Annotated in this window: 19 protein-coding genes; 9 read left to right on the top strand and 10 right to left on the bottom strand. The window is 66.3% G+C overall.

Translation table 11 applies throughout. The annotated features are described in order from the left end of the window. The first annotated feature begins 29 nt into the window (after window positions 1-29). From GWK50_RS19055 to ubiD, 4 genes are all read left to right on the top strand, one after another. Entirely contained in the window at window positions 30-572 is a 543-nt protein-coding gene (locus GWK50_RS19055; RefSeq protein ID WP_162017924.1) for an SCP2 sterol-binding domain-containing protein, read from the top strand. Next, a complete protein-coding gene (locus GWK50_RS19050) occupies window positions 569-988 on the top strand; it encodes a putative zinc-binding protein (RefSeq protein ID WP_162017923.1) in 420 nt (139 codons plus the stop codon). Before GWK50_RS19055 ends, GWK50_RS19050 begins: the two co-directional genes overlap by 4 nt. Further along, on the top strand, window positions 985-1599 hold the full coding sequence (locus GWK50_RS19045) for a UbiX family flavin prenyltransferase (protein WP_162017922.1): 615 nt from the start codon (window positions 985-987) through the stop codon (window positions 1597-1599). Before GWK50_RS19050 ends, GWK50_RS19045 begins: the two co-directional genes overlap by 4 nt. A gap of 87 nt (window positions 1600-1686) precedes the next feature. Then, window positions 1687-3171 carry a 4-hydroxy-3-polyprenylbenzoate decarboxylase gene (gene ubiD / locus GWK50_RS19040; RefSeq protein WP_162017921.1) on the top strand — a complete coding sequence of 495 codons (1485 nt, stop codon included), beginning with the start codon at window positions 1687-1689 and terminating at the stop codon, window positions 3169-3171. Window positions 3172-3233: 62 nt separating this feature from the next. Here the strand turns inward: ubiD and GWK50_RS19035 are convergent, their stop codons facing one another. From GWK50_RS19035 to GWK50_RS19750, 9 genes are all read right to left on the bottom strand, one after another. Further along, window positions 3234-5159, bottom strand: a complete 1926-nt coding sequence (locus tag GWK50_RS19035; protein ID WP_162017920.1) for an FAD-binding oxidoreductase — start codon at window positions 5157-5159, stop codon at window positions 3234-3236. A 13-nt stretch (window positions 5160-5172) separates the two neighbouring features. After that, the gene (locus GWK50_RS19030; RefSeq protein WP_162017919.1) at window positions 5173-6612 is read right to left on the bottom strand and encodes a cbb3-type cytochrome c oxidase subunit I; all 1440 of its coding nucleotides are present in this window, start codon (window positions 6610-6612) and stop codon (window positions 5173-5175) included. Continuing rightward, the gene (locus tag GWK50_RS19025) at window positions 6609-7112 is read right to left on the bottom strand and encodes a hypothetical protein (protein WP_162017918.1); all 504 of its coding nucleotides are present in this window, start codon (window positions 7110-7112) and stop codon (window positions 6609-6611) included. Before GWK50_RS19025 ends, GWK50_RS19030 begins: the two co-directional genes overlap by 4 nt. Further along, the gene (locus GWK50_RS19020; RefSeq protein ID WP_162017917.1) at window positions 7109-8698 is read right to left on the bottom strand and encodes a hydrogenase iron-sulfur subunit; all 1590 of its coding nucleotides are present in this window, start codon (window positions 8696-8698) and stop codon (window positions 7109-7111) included. Before GWK50_RS19020 ends, GWK50_RS19025 begins: the two co-directional genes overlap by 4 nt. Before the next feature lie 14 nt (window positions 8699-8712). Next, window positions 8713-9510, bottom strand: coding sequence for an SCO family protein (locus GWK50_RS19015; protein ID WP_242455496.1), 798 nt, complete (start codon window positions 9508-9510; stop codon window positions 8713-8715). A gap of 76 nt (window positions 9511-9586) precedes the next feature. Continuing rightward, window positions 9587-10486 carry a heme o synthase gene (cyoE, locus tag GWK50_RS19010; protein WP_162017915.1) on the bottom strand — a complete coding sequence of 300 codons (900 nt, stop codon included), beginning with the start codon at window positions 10484-10486 and terminating at the stop codon, window positions 9587-9589. Window positions 10487-10502: 16 nt separating this feature from the next. After that, complete coding sequence (locus GWK50_RS19005) at window positions 10503-12203, bottom strand: cbb3-type cytochrome c oxidase subunit I (RefSeq protein WP_162017914.1); 1701 nt, start codon at window positions 12201-12203, stop codon at window positions 10503-10505. Between the two features lie 13 nt (window positions 12204-12216). Continuing rightward, a complete protein-coding gene (locus GWK50_RS19000) occupies window positions 12217-12756 on the bottom strand; it encodes a cytochrome C oxidase subunit II (protein WP_162017913.1) in 540 nt (179 codons plus the stop codon). 13 nt (window positions 12757-12769) lie between these two features. Further along, a complete protein-coding gene (locus GWK50_RS19750; RefSeq protein ID WP_197905039.1) occupies window positions 12770-12925 on the bottom strand; it encodes a hypothetical protein in 156 nt (51 codons plus the stop codon). 250 nt (window positions 12926-13175) lie between these two features. Between GWK50_RS19750 and GWK50_RS18995 the strand changes: the two genes are divergently transcribed. The 5 genes from GWK50_RS18995 (at window position 13176) to GWK50_RS18975 (ending at window position 18614) form a co-directional block, all read left to right on the top strand. Then, complete coding sequence (locus tag GWK50_RS18995) at window positions 13176-14147, top strand: COX15/CtaA family protein (RefSeq protein ID WP_242455433.1); 972 nt, start codon at window positions 13176-13178, stop codon at window positions 14145-14147. A 62-nt stretch (window positions 14148-14209) separates the two neighbouring features. Continuing rightward, window positions 14210-15511 (top strand): acyl-CoA dehydrogenase family protein, encoded by a 1302-nt coding sequence (locus GWK50_RS18990; RefSeq protein ID WP_162017912.1) that lies wholly within the window; start codon window positions 14210-14212, stop codon window positions 15509-15511. 93 nt (window positions 15512-15604) lie between these two features. Beyond that, window positions 15605-16045, top strand: coding sequence for a hotdog domain-containing protein (locus GWK50_RS18985; RefSeq protein WP_162017911.1), 441 nt, complete (start codon window positions 15605-15607; stop codon window positions 16043-16045). 81 nt (window positions 16046-16126) lie between these two features. Next, on the top strand, window positions 16127-17470 hold the full coding sequence (locus GWK50_RS18980; RefSeq protein WP_162017910.1) for a D-serine ammonia-lyase: 1344 nt from the start codon (window positions 16127-16129) through the stop codon (window positions 17468-17470). Window positions 17471-17486: 16 nt separating this feature from the next. Further along, window positions 17487-18614: an FAD-dependent oxidoreductase gene (locus GWK50_RS18975; RefSeq protein ID WP_162017909.1), complete on the top strand. Its 1128-nt coding sequence runs from the start codon at window positions 17487-17489 to the stop codon at window positions 18612-18614. Between the two features lie 102 nt (window positions 18615-18716). Here the strand turns inward: GWK50_RS18975 and pyrF are convergent, their stop codons facing one another. Beyond that, window positions 18717-19547 carry an orotidine-5'-phosphate decarboxylase gene (gene pyrF, locus GWK50_RS18970; RefSeq protein WP_162017908.1) on the bottom strand — a complete coding sequence of 277 codons (831 nt, stop codon included), beginning with the start codon at window positions 19545-19547 and terminating at the stop codon, window positions 18717-18719. Between the last annotated feature and the right edge of the window lie 9 nt (window positions 19548-19556).

The raw sequence follows: 19556 nt of genomic DNA, 5'->3' as shown, positions 1-19556 counted from the left end.
CACAAGACAAGCCCGCACTGGAGTCCCCCATGAACGCCCCGCACACGCCCCCCGCCCCCTTTGTCCTGCCGTCTGCCGTGGCGGCCCTCACCTCGCGCCTGCCTGCGTTTCCGGGCTCGGTGCTGCTGGTCACCGCACTCAATGTGGGCCTGGCGCGCCAACTGCCGCGCGACGTGGGCGAGATGCTGCTGAACAAGCGCCTGCGCATCCATGTGCGCGACGCGGGCGTGACCTTCGACTACACCTGGACCGGCGGCGCCTTTGCCCCGCGTGCGCGCTTCGCCGAGACCGACCTGTGCATCAGCGCCAGCGCCCACGACTTCCTGCTGCTGGCCCAGCGCCAGCAAGACCCGGACACGCTGTTCTTCAGCCGCCGCCTCTCCATGGAAGGCGACACCGAACTGGGCCTGGTCGTCAAGAACACGCTGGACGCGCTGGAACTGCCCGTGCTGGACCTGCAGCAATGGGGCCCGCGCCAGGTGCTCGCGCGCCTGGCCGCCCTGCGCCCTGGCATGCGCCCCAGCAACAGCAACCCCGGCGCTGGCCACGGCTTCCCCGGAGCACGGCCATGACAGACACGCGCGCTGCACTGCCCCTGGTCTATTCCTGCTCGGGCTGCTCCAGCGCCGCGCAGTTGGCCAACCATGTGGCGCTGCGGCTGGACCGCGCAGGCGTGGCCGAGATGTCGTGCATCGCGGGCGTGGGCGGCGACGTGCCCAGCCTGGTGCGCACGGCGCACTCGGGCCGCCCCATCATCGCGCTGGACGGCTGCCCACTCAACTGCGTGCAGGGTTGCCTCTCGCGCCACGGCATTCAAGCTGCGCGCCACTACCAATTGCAACAGTACGGCGTGAAAAAACGCCGCCACGAAGACTTCGACCCCGCGCAGGCCCAGCTCGTGCTGGACCAGGTGCAGGCCGACCTGGCCGCCCACCCGCTCACGGCGCACTCAGCGTCCGCCGAACCCGCCCCCCGGATGGCCGCATGAACGCTGCGGCCACGCCCCCCGCACCAGGGCAGGCGCCGCAACGCGTGGTCGTGGGCATCTCCGGCGCCAGTGGTGCGGTGTACGGTGTGCGCCTGCTGCAGGCGCTGCGCACCTGCCCTGGGGTGGAGTCGCACCTCGTCGTCTCGGACACCGGCTGGCGCACCCTGCGCCACGAAATGCACCTGGAGCCCGACGCCGTGCGCACCCTGGCGCATGTGGCGCACGACGCCGACAACGTAGGCGCCAGCATCGCCAGCGGCTCGTTCCAGTGCGCGGGCATGGTCATCGCCCCTTGCTCCATGCGCACCCTGGCGGCCGTGGCGCATGGCCTGGCCGACAGCCTGCTGACCCGCGCCGCCGACGTCATGCTCAAGGAGCGCCGCCGCCTGGTGCTGCTGGCGCGCGAAGCACCGCTGCACCTGGGCCACCTGCGCAACATGGTCAGCGTGACCGAAATGGGCGCCATCGTCTGCCCCCCGGTGCCCGCGTTCTACCTGCACCCGCGCAGCGTGGACGACATCGTGGACCACACCGTCGCGCGCACGCTGGATCTGCTGGGCCTGGCCCATGGGCTGGGCGGGCGCTGGCAGGGGCTGGGCGCTGGCCACTGACACGGGCTGAACTGGGTTCTTTTTTTGCTATATTTTTTATAGCTGCTTGCGCAGTACCCATAAGCGCAAAAGCCACTTTTTATCCAAATGCACTACCACGACCTGCGCGACTTCATCCAGCAGCTTGAACAGCGCGGCGAGCTGCGCCGTGTGCGCGAGCCGGTGTCGCCCCACCTGGAGATGACGGCCCTGTGCGACCGCGTGCTGCGCGCGGGCGGCCCGGCCATGCTGTTCGAGAACCCCACGGGCCACCGCATGCCGGTGCTGGGCAACCTGTTCGGCACGCCCGAGCGCGTGGCGCGTGCCATGGGGGTGGAGAGCATCGCCGGGCTGCGGCCGTTTGGCGAGCTGCTGGCCTCGCTCAAGGAGCCCGAGGCGCCCAAGGGCTTCAAGGAAATGGTGGGCATGGGCAGCCTGCTCAAGACGCTGTGGAACATGGCGCCCAAGGAGCGCAGCAGCCCGCCGTGCCAGGAGGTGGTGTGGGAAGGCGCGGACGTGGACCTGGCGCGCCTGCCCATCCAGCACTGCTGGCCTGGCGACATAGCGCCACTGGTCACCTGGGGCCTGGTCATCACGCAGGGGCCGCACAAGGCGCGGCAGAACCTGGGCATCTACCGCCAGCAGGTGCTGGGGCGCAACAAGCTCATCATGCGCTGGCTGGCACACCGCGGCGGCGCGCTCGACTTCCGCGACCACTGCACCCTGAACCCCGGCAAGCCCTACCCGGTGGCCGTGGCGCTGGGGGCCGACCCGGCGACCATCCTGGGCGCCGTGACGCCGGTGCCCGACGCTTTGAGCGAATACCAGTTTGCCGGCCTGCTGCGCGGCGCGCGCACCGAGGTAGCGCCCGCGCTGGGCGTGCCGTTGCGCGTGCCGGCCAGCGCCGAGATCGTGCTCGAAGGCCATATCCAGCCCGACGCCACACATGCCAGCGGCTGGGAGCATGCCCTCGAAGGGCCGTACGGCGACCACACGGGCTACTACAACGAGCAGGCCGAGTTTCCGGTGTTCACGGTGGACCGCATCACGCTGCGCAAGGACGCCATCTACCACTCCACCTACACCGGCAAGCCGCCCGACGAGCCCGCCGTGCTGGGTGTGGCACTCAACGAGCTGTTCGTTCCGTTGTTGCAACGCCAGTTTCCGGAAATCGTGGACTTCTACCTGCCGCCCGAGGGCTGCAGTTACCGCATGGCGCTGGTGCGCATCAGGAAGGCCTACCCCGGCCACGCGCGCCGCGTGATGATGGGCGTGTGGAGCCACCTGCGCCAGTTCATGTACACCAAGTTCATCGTGGTGGTGGACGAGGACGTGGACGTGCGCGACTGGAAGGAAGTCATCTGGGCCATGACGACCCGCATGGACCCCCAGCGCGACACCATGTTCATTGAGCACACGCCCATCGACTACCTCGACTTTGCCTCGCCCGTGAGCGGCCTGGGCAGCAAGATGGGACTGGACGCCACCAACAAATGGCCCGGTGAGACCCAGCGCGAGTGGGGCCGCACCATCACCATGGATGCCGATGTGACGGCGCGCATGGACGCGCTGTACGAATCTCTCGGCCTTTGACGAGGAATGAAAAAAAGCGCCCGGCACCTTCGCGGTGCCGGGCGCTTTTGCTTTGGAGGCGCTCAGTGCTGCGCCGGGGTCTGGGCCGGTGCCGCCATCAGGAAGGCGTCGGAGAAGCAGGAGTTTTCGTCCAGCCCCTGCGCGATGAAGGCGGGCACGGCCGTCTCCACCATCTTGACGGAGCCGCACAGGTACACCTCGTGGCCGCTGAGGTCGGCAAAGTCGGCCAACATGGCTTCGTGCACCAGGCCGGTGCGGCCGGTCCAGGCGTCGCCCTCGCTGGCGTCGGACACCACGGGCACCACGGTGAAGTTGGCATGCTCGCGCTGCCATTGCTCGCAGCGCTCCAGCATGTAGAGGTCCTGCGGCTTGCGCGTGCCCCAGTACAGGCGCATGGGGCGCTGCACGCCGCGCGCAAAGGCGTCTTCGACAATGCTCTTGATGGGCGCAAAGCCCGTGGCCCCGGCGATGAAGAGGATGGGGTGCTGGCTTTCGCGCAGCGTGAAGCTGCCACGCGGGCCTTCAAAGCGCAGGGTGTCGCCCACCTTCATGCCCTGGAACACGTGGGTGGTGAAGCGTCCGCCAGGCACCAGGCGCACATGCAGCTCGATCTGGCGGCTCTCGCCCGGCCGGTTGGCGAACGAGAAGGCACGGCGTTGGCCGTCGTCGAGCAGGATGTCGATGTACTGGCCTGCGCTGAAATCCAGCGTCTTGCCCTCGGGCAGTTGCAGCAGTACGCGCATCACGTCCTCGGCCAGCCGTTCCATCTGGGCCACGGTGGCGGTGTGCACGGCAGCTTCCTGGTGCTCGGCACCCGTGAAACCTTCGACATCAATGACCACGTCGCCCTTGGGCACGGCACAGCACATGAGTGCCTTGCCCTGGGCCTTTTGGGCGTCCGGCAGGGCGCTGCGCTGGTACGGGCGCTGCTCGATGCTGCCTTGTTCGACACTGCAAATGCACAGGCCACAGCCGCCGTTGCGGCATTCGTAAGGCAGGGCCAGGCCCTGGCGCAGACCGGCGTCCAGAATGGTTTCGCCCTCACGCACCTTGAATTCGGCGCTCGCACCGTCTGTGCCATGCACCACCACCTGGTGCGTGCGCTTGTCGCCGCGGCGGAACTGCGGCGGCCACCAGGGCAGCAGGGACAGCAGCACCGAAGCACCCACCACCAGCGCCCACACGCGGCCCATGGGCCAGTCGGTGATCAGCGGGAACACGGCTAGGTAGAACCAGTCCAGCTCCACCTGGGTGACTGCCTGGGCCAGGTTGCTCACACCCCCCTGGCTGTGCACCGGGGCCACCAGCGAGAGCACCAGAAAGGTCAGCAGCATGCCAATGACGATGGGGCGCGGCGGCGTGGTGCGTGCCTTGGGCACACGCTGCACGTGGATCCACATGATCATCAGCAAGACCAGCGGAATGCCCAGGTGCATGAAGGACAGCAGCGTGAAGAAGCGGTCGCCCACATGGTCGGAATACAGGAAGTTGCGCATCAGCGTGCCGTTGAAGATCGGCAGCCAATCCAGCCATTCAAAGCTGGTGACGGTGACGTATTGCGCCAGTTGGTCCCAGGGCAGCATGTAGCCATTGATGCCGGAGGCATAGACCATCCAGATCAGCATGACGCCCGTGACCCACGAGAACCAGCGGAAGCCGTGGTACAGGTTGAAGGCGAAGTAGCGCAGCATGTGCAACACCATGGTCAGCACCATGGCATCCGAGGCATAGCGGTGCACGCTGCGCATGATGCCGCCGGCCCACCACTGGTTGTTGGTCAGGGCAATCACGGATGAGTAGGCCTCGGCGATCCCGGTCTCGAAGAACACGTAGAGGTACAGCCCGCTGGCGCCCACGATCCAGAACAGGAAGAAGGTGATGGCCCCCAGATGGTAGAAGGGGTTGATGCGGTCACCAAAGGCAGCGTTGAACAGGCCCTCGGCTTTGAGAAAAAGCCATTGCAGGAGGTTTTGGAAGAGTTTGATCATTGTTCGTGTTCCTTCAGCCGTGGGCGGCACTGGGTTGTGGCTGGCGGATGGCGCGGATCACCACCACCACAAACAGCAGCCCGCCGATGATGGCGATGAGCCCACCCAGGCCCATGAGTCCCATGCCCGCCACTTCGGCGGTGCTGCGCAGCACCTGGTCGCTGCCCGCCACCTTGCGTTGCACGCCGTAGCCGCCAGACCAGACCAGCCCGATGATGTGCATGAGCTGGCCGATGCCGTACATCCAGGGCTGCCAGGTGGCCATGCGGCCCTGCGGGGCCTGGTAGCCCATGGACGGCAGGATGCGATAGACCGCACCCATGAGCGCCAGCGTCACACCCACGATGCAGCCGTGGTAGTGCGCCGGGATGCGCACGTTGCTGCCCTGGATGAAAATGCCAATGACGCCACCCGCACCAAACAGCAGCACAGAGGACAGCAGCGCCGCACGCAGTGGGCGCATTTCGGCCGTCAGGTTGCGCAGCATCAGCACCCCCAGCACGGCGGCCATGCCCACCGGCACGATGGCCGGGCCACCACCCATGCGCATGGCCCAGGTGAGCAGGTTGCGGTGCTCCACCGATGCGACGTCGTGGGCCAGATAGGCATAGGGCGTCACAAAGACGCCCAGCAGCGCCAGCAGAAACATCAGCACCGTGACGCGCGGGCTCAGCACCAAATGGGCGCCGCAGGCACTGGCCAGCCAGAGCCACGCCACCAGCATCATCAAGGTCCAGGTGAACTGCAGCGCGTGTCCACCACCCCAGAACAGGATTTCGTAATACGCCTTTCCGTGCAAGGTGGTGGGCAGGACCGCCCAAGACCAGGCAAAGCACAGCAAGGCCACGGCCGTGGCCACCGCGGCAGAGCTCAGGCCGAAGTCCAGCGCGCCGCGCCCGTCGTACTGCAGGCCCAAGCGGGGCGCTGCCCACAGGCTGCGCAGCACCAGAACGGCAGTGCCTACGCCAAACACGACCAAGCCGACAAGGAACAGCGGAGATTCCAGCACCGGGATGTAGTTGGCCATGATGGGTTCGCCGGGCGCCAGAAAGGGTGCCAGCGCCATGGCCAGGGTGCCCGCTGCGGTGATCCACAACGCCACCCAGCCCGCCCCCTGGGCACGCTGGCTGCCATGCAGGCTCCACAGCAAACCGCCCATGGCCACAAACCACACCAGCACCGACAGGTCCACGTGCAGCACCAGCGAGATGTGGAAGAAATTGGCGGCCGGGAGCCACTGGTTCACGTAAGGCGTGCGTGACACGACCAACAGCACCGAGAACAGCCCGGAGCCGATCAGCGCGGCCATACCCAACCAGAGCCAGCCGCGGGCCAGCGCCAGACGGGCGTCCTGCGGGATGCTCAACTGGTAGTCCGCACCCGCGCGCACGGTGGGCAAGGGCGCTGTGGCCGCGCGCCGCCCACCTGACAAGGGAGAGGTTCCTGCGCTCATAGCAGCACGATGCCTCCCTTGTCGAGGTTGAAGTCGATCACCATGACCTGCGCGGGCTTGAGGATGACGGTCTCCTCACGCTGGTGGGTGAAGCCTTCCACGGCCTTGTTGTCCTTGAAGCGGACGGCGATGCGGTGCTCGCCAGCTGGCAGATCAAGCCGCTGGTACACGGTGGAAGCACCGTCGCGCGACAGGCCCGAAGGCGGCGAGGTGTGGCGCAGCACCGACTTGCCGTCGATGTCCACCTCGATACTGACCGGTGAACGCTCGCGCTCGCACTTTTGCGTCTGGCGCATATTCTTGGCCATCTTGGCCTGCTCTTCCGCGGTGAAGGGTCGGCAGTCGGCAATGCGCACACCATGGTGGATGAAGCTGACCTTGATCTGCGCCATGTCCGGCGGCAGGGGGTGGTACACAGGCCAGCGTGAAAACACCCCAAGTGCCACGGCAAAGCTGCCGTACAGCAGGGCCTGGCCGGTCCAGTTGAGTACGCGGTTCATCGGTTTTTCTCCTCAAGTTCAGGGGGGGCACAGGTATCGCATTGCCTGCGCAATTCGTCCACGGCAGCCGCCAGCGCTTGCTCGTCGCCGGGGTCGGTCCAGGCGGTGCGCCAGCGTTCGGCAGGTACCGAACTGCGCAGATGGGGCTCGCGCTCGCCGCTCAGGCGCTGGGCTGTCCAGCGCTGGCCCAGGCGGAATTCGCAGCCGCCTTCGCGGCAGCCGTTGATCAGCACACCGTCGGCGCCCGCACGCAGCGCGTACTCCACAAAGGAGGGCGGCAACATGCCAGCACAGATCAGCGGGAAATGCAGCACATCGGTGGCGTCAAGGTGGGTGCGCGTGCCCTGCTCGCATCCAAAGACCACCAGGCGACGGGGGCCTGGCATGGCACGCAGACGCTCCACCAGTTGCGCACGCAGGTCATTGACTGGCCATTGCGGCATGTCGATGCCGGTGACCAGCGTCTCGGCGCTGCGGAAGGGGGTGGACGACGGGCACGCGCCCGCGCAAATGCCGCACCCAGCGCACAGATCGGCATTCACCTCGGCCAGGCGCATGCCTCTGCGGCCATTGGGGTGCGGCACCATGGTGATGGCCGAATAGGGGCAATCGTCAAAGCAGCGGGCACAACCGCTGCAGTGGTCGGGGTACACCACAGCCACCGGCGCGGGCGCAGGAGCGGGCAGGAAAGGGGGCACCGACAGCAGCACAAAGGCCAGCCCCAGCAGCGCCCACACCACCAGCGGTGAGGTGGCATCGATCAGTGGGTGGATGAAAAGAAGAATCCAGTCAATCGCCAGCGCCTGAGGCACGGAGCTCAGATCGGCAGGCCCCTGGCTGACCACCGGCGCCACGAAGGACAGCAGCATCAAGGTGACAAAAGTCCCCCATGCCAATGCACGCGGCGGGAACACCCTGGCCAGGCTGATGCGCTGGATATGGAACCACAGGCCGAAGATCAGCAACAAGGGGACACCGATGTGTATGAACACAAACAGCGTGAACAAGCGGTCGCCCAGGCTCAGGCCGCCCAAGAAATTGCGCGCCAGGGGCGAAGCCAAAAAGGGCAAAGCGTCGAGCCACTCTGCCGTGGAAACCACCGAGTACTGTCCCAAGCGATCCCAGTTGAGCCAGAAGCCGCCCACGGCACAGACAAAGGCCAATGCCACCAGGGGCACACCGGTGATCCAGGGCACCTTGCGGAAATGCCGGTAGTGGCCCAGCACCCATTCGCGCACGATGTGTGCGGCCATGACCACCACGAACGCATCGGCCGCATAGCGGTGCACACCGCGCAGTGCGGTGCCCAGCATCCAGGGGACCTCCGTCAGCGCCTCGATGGACCGGTAGGCCCCGGCGGCCGAGGTGTCGAGCACGATGTAGAGCACCGTGCCACTGACCACGAGCAACCACAGCAGCATGAACCCCAAAGCGCCCAGGTGCTTGAGGGGGTTGAGCGCCGGGCCGAACGGCTTGTCGAACGCGTGCTCCAAAGCCCGGTAGGTGGCTGCGAGGCGAGAAACCGGCGAAAGAGCGAGAGAGGTGCTGGCGCCTTCCGGGGAGAAGGCTGAACCGGGCAAGGACATGGAACTGGCGAGCGTCAGGCGCTGCGCACCCCCTTGTTGCGTGCACTCTTGCGATTGGAGCGCCACTCGTTGAAGAAGAACATCAACATCAGGACGAAGAACATCACCCCACCGGCGATCTGGATAGGCAAGGTGTAGTCCACACGGTAGGTGCCCGTCTTGGGGTCGTACACAGTACAGACAACGCGCACCCGGTCCATCAGCGTCTCCAGCAACTCGTTCGATTGAACCGGTGTGCCCGCGATCAGCATCTTGAGGGGTTCGCCCAACTCGCCGGGAGCGACGATCTCGCCGTACACCTGCCGCACGATGCGTCCCTCGGCATCCACGATGGACACCTGCAAGACATGGTCAAAGCCTGCGGGGGAAGCGGCGTACACAAAACCAAAGTCCTCGGCCAGCTTGGGAACCAGCGCGGCCGGAGGACTCAGAAAATCCCAGTTGGGCTGGTTGATGCCGTACTGGGTGGCAAAGGACTTGAGGGCCTGTGGCGAATCGGCGGGCTGATTGAAGCCGATGCTCACCACGTTGAACATGTTGGGCCCCAGGCTTTTCTGGAGTCCGTCCACCGTTTCCTGCAGGGATTTGGTGGTGGTGGGGCACACCTGGAAACAGCCGGTGTAGATAAAGCTCACCAGCAGGGGTTTGCCCCGGAAGGAGGAGAGGGACACAGGACGTCCCTCACGGTTGAGAAGAATGTGGTCGCCGATCGTGCGACCGATGGCAGCCTGGCTCGTGCGCAATGCCTGCTCACGATCCAGGCCCAGATCGGCCGTGTTGCCCTGCGGGCCCGATGCTGCGGCAGGCAACACCAAAGCCAGGCCCAACCCGCAGCACAGTGCGGCTTGGCGCAAGCAAGACAGGAACGACCGACCCACAACCACTCCTTCAGCGCAGCATGGCGTCAATGCAGGCGGCCACCAACAGGACGCTCAACTGCACCAACGATGCAAAGAAAGAACCCATGGCCGTGGCACGCACGGGATTGCGCGCCAGCAACCAGGATTTGTGCACAAAGTGCAGCCCACCGGCCAGGGCGCCAACGGCATACACCGGGCCGGCACCGTAGGCCAGGGGAAGCAGTGAGGCCACAAACAGCGCCACCGTACTGACAAACACGGTACGGGCCGCCCGCTCGGGGCCTACCACAACGGGAAGCATCGGCACGCCCGCCTGGGCATAGTCATCGCGGTTGGCGATGGCCAGACTCCAGAAGTGCGGAGGTGTCCACAAGAAAAGCACCAGGGCCAGCAACCAGGGCAGCGGACCCAGGGCTGGATCCACGGCGGCGGCACCCGCCAGCACGGCAAAACTCCCCGCAAGACCGCCAATGACGATGTTGAGAGAAGTGCGCCGCTTCAGCCACAGGGTGTAGACCACCCCATAGAAGAAGGCGCCGAGAAACACGTGGAGCGCCGCAACGCCATTGAGTGCGACCCAGGCCGCGCCCACGGCCCCTGCCAGCAGCACGGCCATCAGGACGAGCCATGCAGGGTGGTGGGGCAGTGCGCCTGTGGCAAAGGCACGCTTGGCGGTGCGCGCCATGAGGCGGTCGCTCTCGTACTCGACATACTGGTTGAACGCCCCCGCGCTTGCCGACGCCAGGAGCACGGAGACGGCCAGAATCAGCACCTGCACGAAGCTGGGTGCCGGCCCTGGCGCGACCGCCATGCCCACAAGCGCGGTAATCATGATCAGCACACCGATGCGCAGCTTGAACAGGGAGACGACGTCGCGCGTCATCTGACCCATGCTGCGCCCGGCGGGCTTGAGCGTGGTGGTGTGCATCGCTCAGGGCTTCCGATCAGCTCAGACCCCACAACTGGCCGAGGTACTTCCAGTTGACGAAGTAGTACAACACGAAGGTAACCAGGAAGAATATGGCCAGCACGAAGGTGCCAGGCGCCACGAAACCAGCCGAACCATAGGTCTGGGCAGCGGCGGTGGGGGCGGCAGGCATCAGCGGGGTGAACTTGGGGCTCACCACACCGGCGTCGAGCTTCTTGCCGAAGAACACGGACATCACGGTCACGTACACAAAGATGGCGCCGCCAGCGATGGCAACGATACCGCTGATACCGACCAGACCCATCATCAGGTAGGCTGCACCGGGCCATTCATAGGCCAGGGCGTGGCCGCTGAAAGCCATGTCCCAGTGGCGACGGGAGACGCCCAGGGTACCAGCGCCCATCATCACGAGGCAGAAGAAGTACATCGAGAAGCCGAACAGGTACGGCTGGATCTTGGCCAGACCAGGGGCAATCATCTCGCGCTGGAACAGCACGGGAATCAGGAAGTAGGTCAATGCCATGAAGGTCAGCGTGGTACCGATCACCACGGTGGCGTGGAAGTGGCCGGGCACGTAGATGGTGTTGTGGATCAGCAGGTTGAGCTGCTCGGTACCCATCATCACGCCGGTGATACCGCCCAGGAATCCGAAGCCCACCAGCGCAATGAACACACCGGAGAAGGTCGGGTTGCCCCAGGGCGCCTTGCGCAGCCACTCAAACAGACCCTTGTTGTAGCCGCGCGCACGCTGGGCCACTTCCATGGCGCCAGGGATGGACAGGGCGTGGATCATGGATGCCAGCACAGCAAAGTACATGAAGTAGCTGGTGTTCACCACTTTCCACTCGGTACTGATGCCGGGGTCGGCAAGCAGGTGGTGGGCACTGGCGAGTTGCAGGAACAGGATGTACAGCAGGAAGGCGCCACGGCTGACGCGCTCGGACATGGGCTTGGCGCCAAAGGCGATGGCGGCCACGGCGTACCAGATCGAGATGTGGGCGGCCACGTTGATCTGCTGCGACGAGTGACCGAAGGCCCACCAGATGGTGCGGTAGATCAGGGGATCGACTTCATTGATCAGGCCGATGGACATCAGGAAGGTCGGGATCAGGATGATCGCGCCCGAGCTGATGGTGAACACGGCGATGATGGCTGCCGTGATGGCGCCAAAGGTCACCAGCGGCACCGAGCCTTGGTAGGTCTTTTCGCGCTTGGCGACGACCAGCGTGCCGAAGAACACGAAGCAGGCGATCAGCGCACCCACGGCGAACAGGATCAGGCCGAGATAGAACGACCAGTGCGCCATCATGGGCACATAGGAGGTCATCATCACGCTGGAACTGCCCTGGAACACCGACACGTTGTTCACGATGGCACCGATCAGCATGAGCGCGTAGGCGGCCCATGCAATCTTGGGTGTCGCCAATCGGCATCGCAAAAGGGTGGATGAGGCAAAGTACAGAACAGCGACTTCGAAGAAGATGATCCAGAAGATCAGCATGTCGATGCCGTGGGCCGTGAGCACCATGTAGAAGGTGTCGGCTGCCAGCCAGTGCACCGCGGGCCAGCGGGTCAGCACCACGCCGATGGCCAGCAGGCCCCCGACGAGCAGTGCCACCACGGCGGTGACGGCGTTGATTTTCATGAGCGCTTCGGCCTGCTTTTCAAATTGCAGGCCCGAGCGCGGGCAGGTACGGTAAGTGGTTTGTACGGTCATGGCTGTCCTCGCATTACTTCACGTACATACGACCCACCATCTCGTGGTGGCCAATGCCGCAATACTCGTTGCACACGATGGAGAAAGTGCCCGACTCGTTCGGCGTGACCTTGATCACGTGCTCGTAACCCGGCACCACTTGGATGTTGATGTTGGTCGGCTGCAGAGAGAAGCCATGGTTGTAGTCCATGGAGGTCAGGTGCAGCTTGTAGGTCTTGCCCTTTTGCAGCTCCAGGATGGGCCAGAAGTTCCACAGGCGCGCGATCATGTACACGTCGGTGCCTTCGGGCGGGGCCACCACAGGAATGTTCTGTTCGGTTTCCGTGCGAACGGTGTACTTGTCCACCATGGCCTGGGCGGCCGCGGAGAACTTGTCGGGCGTGGTCTTGTAGGTTTCCGTGGAAAGGTTCTGCTTACCGTAGACGTGCCAGAACACCATCATGAAGAACATGACCATGCACCAGACGAATGCGATGCCGATCCATACGGCTTCGAGGCGGTCCAGGGGGTGTTTCCACCACAACCGCTCTGAGGGGGGAAGAATTGCGCTCATGGCTGCGTTCCTTTTACTTAGCGGCTGGGATGGTCAGGATGTCTATGACACCCCAAAGGTTGTAGACAATCATTGGAATCATCACGCCCAGGAACAGAAGCAGGAATGGGTTGTCCAGCAACTGTTGCATGAACGGAACTTTTTCGTTCTCATCGTCATGGTGGTTCATGGTCACTTCTCCTTGGTAAGCTTTTCAGCGGCTTACATTCTTGACCTTAACTGTCGGTCTAAACATGATCTGAATCAATACTTGGGGCATGGTAAACCGTAGGCGCGTCTGTAACAAGACGAAAATCTGGCTGCAAGTGTGTTTCATACACTTGAAATGCACATTTACGCTGGCTTTCGGTGTCCTGACGGTTTTCGATCGGTAAAGCGCATCACGCGTGACTTTTTCACCACATATCCCCAGTAACCCTATGAGCACCATTGATATGAGCCTACCCCCTCCACCGCTTGCACGCCGTCGCCTGCTGTTGCAGCGCATGGCCTGGGTGTGCGCGGTCATGGTGCTGGCCATCACCAGCCTCAGCGCCTTTTTGCGTCTGAGCAAGTACGGTCTGGACTGCGATCCCTGGCCGCAGTGCTATGCCCAGGCACAGCAGGACTCCGCAGCGGGCCCTGCGGTCAATCAGCCATCGGGGGCCGAGGCCGCAGCGCGGCTGGCCCACCGGGTGATTGCATCGGCCGCCCTGCTGCTTGTTCTGGTGATGCTGATGACGGCACTGGCCTCACGGCCGGTCCTGTGGCCCGAAGGGCGTCTTACCCTCGGGCTGCTGGCGCTGGCGCTGTTTTTGGCCGTGCTGGGGCGCTGGACCGCCCAATCACAACTGCCTGCCGTGACGCTGGGCAACCTGCTGGGCGGCTTTGCCATGTTTGCCCTGAGCGTGCGCCTCGCGGGCGTCGCGGCAGCACCGATGGCCCACGGCGGAGAGCGTGCGCCACTGGCGCGCTGGGCCTGGGCGGCGGGGCTGCTGCTGCTGGTGCAGGTCGCCTTGGGCGGCCAGGCGAGTGCCGCCCATGCGGGCTTGAGCTGCCCTGCGTGGGGCAGTTGCGATCTGAGCGCTGCCTCCTGGGAGGCCCTGAACCCTTGGGCGCTACCGCCGGCCATGGCGCTGCCCACCCGCCCCGAAGGCGCCTGGGTGCACCTGCTGCACAGCGCTGGCGCCGTGCTGCTGACGGCCGTGCTGTGGCTGATGGCCTGGCGAGCCTGGCGGCTGGGACAGCGCGGTACCGCCGCTTGGCTGATCGGTATGCCTGCTGCCCTGGGCTTCCTGGGCCTGGCTCTGGTCGCCTGGGAGCTGCCGCTGGCCCTGGTGCTGACGCACAACACCGGCTCGGCCCTGCTGCTGGCCCTGCTGTGGGGACTGACCGTGCCACGCAAGGCGTGACCGGGAGACGATCCCTGTCACCTGCGTTGTGACAGTGCGGGCGCCTTCTTTCAGAATGCGCCATGGACTTTGCCCCTTCTGCCCGGGCCCAGGCGCTGCGCGAGCGCATGGATGCCTTTGTCGAGCGCTACCTGCTGCCCCACAACCCGGCCTGGCACCGCGCGGTGCAGGAGGGTGCGTATCCGCCGCCCTTCATGGAAGACCTCAAGGCCCTGGCGCGCGAGGAGGGCCTGTGGAACCTGTTCCTGCCCGGCCTGCGCGATGACGAACCAGGCACGCGCCTGTCGCACCTGGAATATGCACCGCTGGCCGAATCCATGGGCCGCCTGCCCTGGGCGGCCGAGGTGTTCAACTGCAGCGCGCCCGACACCGGCAACATGGAGCTGCTGCACCGTTTTGCCAGCCCGGCACAGCGCCAGCAATGGCTGGAGCCGCTGCTGCAGGGCCACATCCGCTCGGCCTTTGCGATGTCAGAGCCCGACGTGGCCTCGTCCGACCCCACCAACCTGCAGACCACCGTGCGGCGCGAGGGCGACACGCTGGTGGTGCAGGGGCGCAAATGGTTCATCACAGGCGCGGCGCACCCGCATTGTCGGCTGCTGATCGTGCTGTGCCGCAATGCCGATGACGAGGGCAGCGGCGAGCCCATGCCGGACTCTCACCACCAGCACAGCATGGTTCTGGTGCCGCTGGATGCCCCCGGCGTGCAGGTGCTGCGCAACATCAGCGTACTGCACCAGCACACGCCCGAAGGGCACTGCGAGATCCTGCTGCACCAGGTGCGTGTGCCCGCCAGCCACCTGCTGGGCGACTGGGGCGCAGGCTTTGCCATGGCCCAGGCCCGGCTGGGACCGGGGCGCGTGCACCACTGCATGCGCAGCATTGGCCAGTGTGAACTGGCCCTGCAACTGGCGGCTGAGCGCACCTTGGAGCGGCGCACCTTTGGCAAATACCTGAGCGAGCAGTCCAACGTGCAAGACTGGCTGGCGCAAGCGCGCATCGCCATCGACCAGGCCCGCCTGCTGGTGCTGCAAACTGCCTGGATGCTGGACCAGGGCGATGCCCTGCCTGCGGCGCAGGTACGTGCCCAGGTGGCGGCCATCAAGGTGGTGGCTGCGCAGCTCCAAAGCAACGTGCTGGACCGCGCCATCCAGGTGTTTGGCGCCATGGGCCTGTCGCCCGACACCCCGCTGGCCCAGTTCTGGACCTGGGGCCGGGCACTGCATTTCATGGACGGCCCCGATGAAGTGCACCTGCGCAGCGTGGCGCGCCACGAGCTGGCCCAGGCCCGCAGCCGCATGGGCGCCAGCAGCGCATGGTTCACCACCCCGGAGCAACTTCTGGCACCACCACGCATCCGCTAAGAGCCTGTTGACGATCTTTGCAGGGGGTACGCAAGGCTTGCGGAATAATGATCCGCAGCAGCAACTCTGGGGCCAAGGGCGCCTCCCTTCACCATGCATTCACTGACCTTGCGTTTTCTGGCATCCCACAGCGCGGGCCTGCACGTGGGCACACGCATCAACGGCGGCAGCGTGCTGCACTGGGTGGACGAAGCGGGCCTGGCCTGCGCCACCGGCTGGGCCAAGGGGCATTGCGTGACGGCACTGATCAGCGGGGCACGCTTTGAACGCCCGGTGTTCGCAGGCGACCTCATCGAAGTGCAGGCCCGCCTGGCCTACACCGGCAAGACCAGCATGGGCATCGCCGTGGAGGTGTACCGCACCCGCCTGCCCGGCGACACGCTGGAACAGGTGCTGCAGTGCGCCTGTGTGTACGTGGCGGTCGATGACGCCAACCGCCCGCGCAACGTGGACACCTGGAACCCCGAGACCCCGGGCGACATGGCCCTGGCAGAGCAGGTACGCATCCACGTACAGAACGCGCGCGCAGCGTAGTTCAAGGTCAAAACAGCCCCTGGCGCCCTTTTGATAAGCGCCAGTAGCTATTATTTTTATAGCAATCAACATCCCTCTGGCATGCAACCCGCCGACCCCACCCCGCTCCAAGACCGCCTGCGTGCCGCCCAGCCCTGCCTGTGGACCAACCCGGGCCGACAGGCCGAGGTGCCGTCCCGGCTGTCGGTGGGCACGGGCACGGTGGGCGTGGAGGACATGCAGGCGGCCGTGGCACGCTTTGGCCGCTTCGCCCCCCTGCTGGCGGAGCTGTTCCCTCAGGAACTGCAGACCAGCAGCGGCGTGATCGAGTCCCCGCTGGTGCCCGCGCCCGCACTGGGCCAGGCCCTGGGGCTGGGCGCCGCCGAAGGCGCCCTGTGGGTGAAGTGCGACCACCTCCTGCCCGTGGCCGGCTCGATCAAGGCGCGCGGCGGCATCCACGAGGTGCTCGAATTCGCTGAAACATTGGCGCTGGAGCATGGCCTGGTGGCGCCGGGCGGCGACTACCGCGCGCTTGCCCAACCCGAGGCGCGCGCGCTGCTCGGCCGCTACCAGGTGGCCGTGGGCTCCACGGGCAACCTGGGCCTGTCCATCGGCGTGGCGGCGTCCGCGCTGGGCTTTCGCGCCGCCGTGCACATGTCGGCAGACGCCAAGGCATGGAAGAAGGAGCGCCTGCGCCGGCGCGGCGTGGAGGTGGTGGAACACGCGGGCGACTACGAGCAGGCCGTGGCCGCCGGCCGCGCCCAGGCCGCGAGCGACCCGTTCTGCCACTTTGTTGATGACGAGCGCTCGCTCTCGCTCCTGCAGGGCTACAGCGCCAGCGCCCCCGCGCTGCAACGGCAACTGGCGGCAGCGGGCATCACCGCGGACGCCACGCACCCGCTGTTCGTCTACCTGCCCTGCGGCGTGGGCGGCGCGCCGGCGGGCATCACCTTCGGCCTGCGCCAGGTGCTGGGGCCGCATGTGCACTGCTTCTTCGCCGAGCCGGTGCAATCGCCCTGCTTCCTCGCGCAGATGCTGGCCGGGCCGCACGACCACCCCAGCGTGTACGACTGGGGCCTGACCAACCAGACCGAGGCCGACGGCCTGGCCGTGCCGCGCGCCTCGCTGCTGGCCGCCAGCCTGATGCATCCGCTGCTCTCGGGCGTCTTCACCGTGCAGGACGCCACGCTGTTCCAGCACCTGGCGTGGGCGCACGACACCGAGGGGCTGCGCATCGAGCCCTCGGCGGCGGCCGGGTTCTCTGGCCCGGCCATGCTCACCGGCACCTTGGCGGGCCGCGCCTGGCTGCGCGCGCAGGGCCTGGAGGCGCACCTGCCGCGCGCCACGCACCTGACCTGGACCACCGGCGGGCTGTTCGTGCCCGACAGCGAATACGATCTGTTTTTGCAACGCGGGCGCGCGCAGCCACAAGCGGCCAGCGCCTGAAACCTGGAGCCTCACCATGGAACCCTTGGATTTCGTCGTCATCGGCGCGGGCATCGCCGGCGCCAGCGTGGCCTGGCAACTCGCCGAGCAAGGCCGCGTGCTGCTGCTGGAGCGCGAGGCGCAGCCCGGCTACCACACCACCGGGCGCTCGGCCGCGCTCTACATGGAGACCTACGGCACGCCGCGCATCCGCGCGCTCACGCGCGCCAGCCGGGCCTTCCTGGACCAGCCGCCGCCGGGCTTCGCCGACAGCCCCATCCTCTCGCCGCGCGGCGTGCTCTACATCGCCGGGCCGGACCAGATGGACCTGCTGGAGGCCACCTGGCAGGAGCTGCACACGCATTCGCCCAGCCTGCGGCGCCTGAGCCCTGCTGAATTGGTCGAACGCGCACCCTGCCTGCGCCTGGAGGCGCTGGGCGGCGGGCTGAGTGAATCGGGCGCGGCCGACATCGACGTGAACGGCCTGCACCAGGGCTACCTGCACGGCCTGCGAAAGCAGGGCGGCACGGTGCGCATGAACGCCGAGGTCACGGCGCTGTCGCGCGCGGATGGCGTATGGACCGTGCAGCTGCAGGACGGGAGCAGCGTGCAGGCGCGCACCGTGGTGAACGCCGCCGGCGCCTGGGCCGACGTGGTGGGCCAGCTCGCCGGCGCCGCGCCCATCGGTCTGACGCCGTGCCGGCGCACGGCCTTCACCTTCCCCGCGCCCGAGGGGCTGGACCTGCCCAGCCTGCCGGCCATCATTGCCGTGGACGAGAGCTTCTATATCAAGCCCGACGCGCGCCAGCTGCTGGGCTCGCCCGCCAATGCCGACCCCATGTACCCGCACGACGTGGTGCCCGAGGAGATCGACGTGGCCACGGGCATCTGGCACATCGAGCAGATGACCACGTTCCAGATCCGCCGCCCCTCGCACACCTGGGCCGGGCTGCGCTCCTTCGTGAGCGACGGCGACATGGTGATCGGCTGGGACGGCCAGGTCGAAGGTCTGTTCTGGGTGGCCGCGCAGGGCGGCTACGGCATCCAGAGCGCGCCGGGCTACGCGCTGCTCGCGCGCAACCTGCTGCTCGGCGAGCCGCTGGACGCGTCGCTGGTGGCCGAAGGCGTGGATGCCGAGGGGCTGTCGCCCCGGCGTTTGCGCTAGCAAATCAGGAGCTGCTTGCGCTGATTGGTATTGGTTTTCAGCATGAAATCACGTTGAAAATCAGTATAGACAAGCGCCACCAGCTCCTGCTTTTGATGAATCTCAGGGTAAGGGGATCGCCGCCTGCAGCAGGTTGCGCGTGCGCTGCGCCTCGTGGCGCGCGGCGGCGGCGAAGTCCGCGCCGTTGCTCGCATAGAGGATGGCGCGCGAGGAGTTGACGATGATGGGGCCGTCCTGCCGCCAGCCCGCGCGCACCGTGGCGGCGGCGTCGCCGCCCTGGGCGCCCACGCCGGGGATCAGCAGCGGCACCTGCGGCGCGATGGCGCGCACGCGCTCGATCTCGGCCGGGTAGGTGGCGCCCACCACCAGGCCGAGCTGACCGTTCTTGTTCCACGGGCCCTGCGCCAGGCGCGCGATGTGTTCGTACAGCAGGGGCTCGCCCTCGACGCTGGCCAGGCGCTGGTTCTGGAAGTCGTCGCCGCCGGGGTTGGAGGTGCGGCACAGCAGGAAGGCGCCCTTGCCGGGGTAGCGCAGGTAGGGCTCAACCGAATCGAAGCCCATGAAGGGCGAGAGCGTGACCGCGTCGGCGCCGTAGCGCTCGAAGGCCTCGCGCGCGTACTGCTCGGCCGTGGAGCCGATGTCGCCGCGCTTGGCGTCCAGGATCACGGGCACGCGCGGCGCGTTGGCGCGCATGTGCTGCATCAGGCGTTCGAGCTGGTCCTCGGCGCCATGCGCGGCGAAGTAGGCGATCTGCGGCTTGAAGGCACACACCAAATCGGCCGTGGCGTCCACGATGGCGGCGCAGAAGTCGTAGATCTTGTGCGGGTCGCCCTGCATGCCGGCGGGAAACCGCGTGGGTTCGGGGTCCAGGCCCACGCACAGCATGGAGTTGTTCTGCGTGGCCGCGTCGCGCAGCATGTCGAGGAAGGTCATGGGGCGATT

This window comes from Acidovorax sp. 210-6 (assembly GCF_010020825.1).
Taxonomy (GTDB): Bacteria; Pseudomonadota; Gammaproteobacteria; order Burkholderiales; family Burkholderiaceae_C; genus Simplicispira; species Simplicispira sedimenti.
The sequence above is the reverse complement of the archived record's forward strand: the minus strand, read 5'-3'. Positions and strand labels throughout refer to the sequence as shown.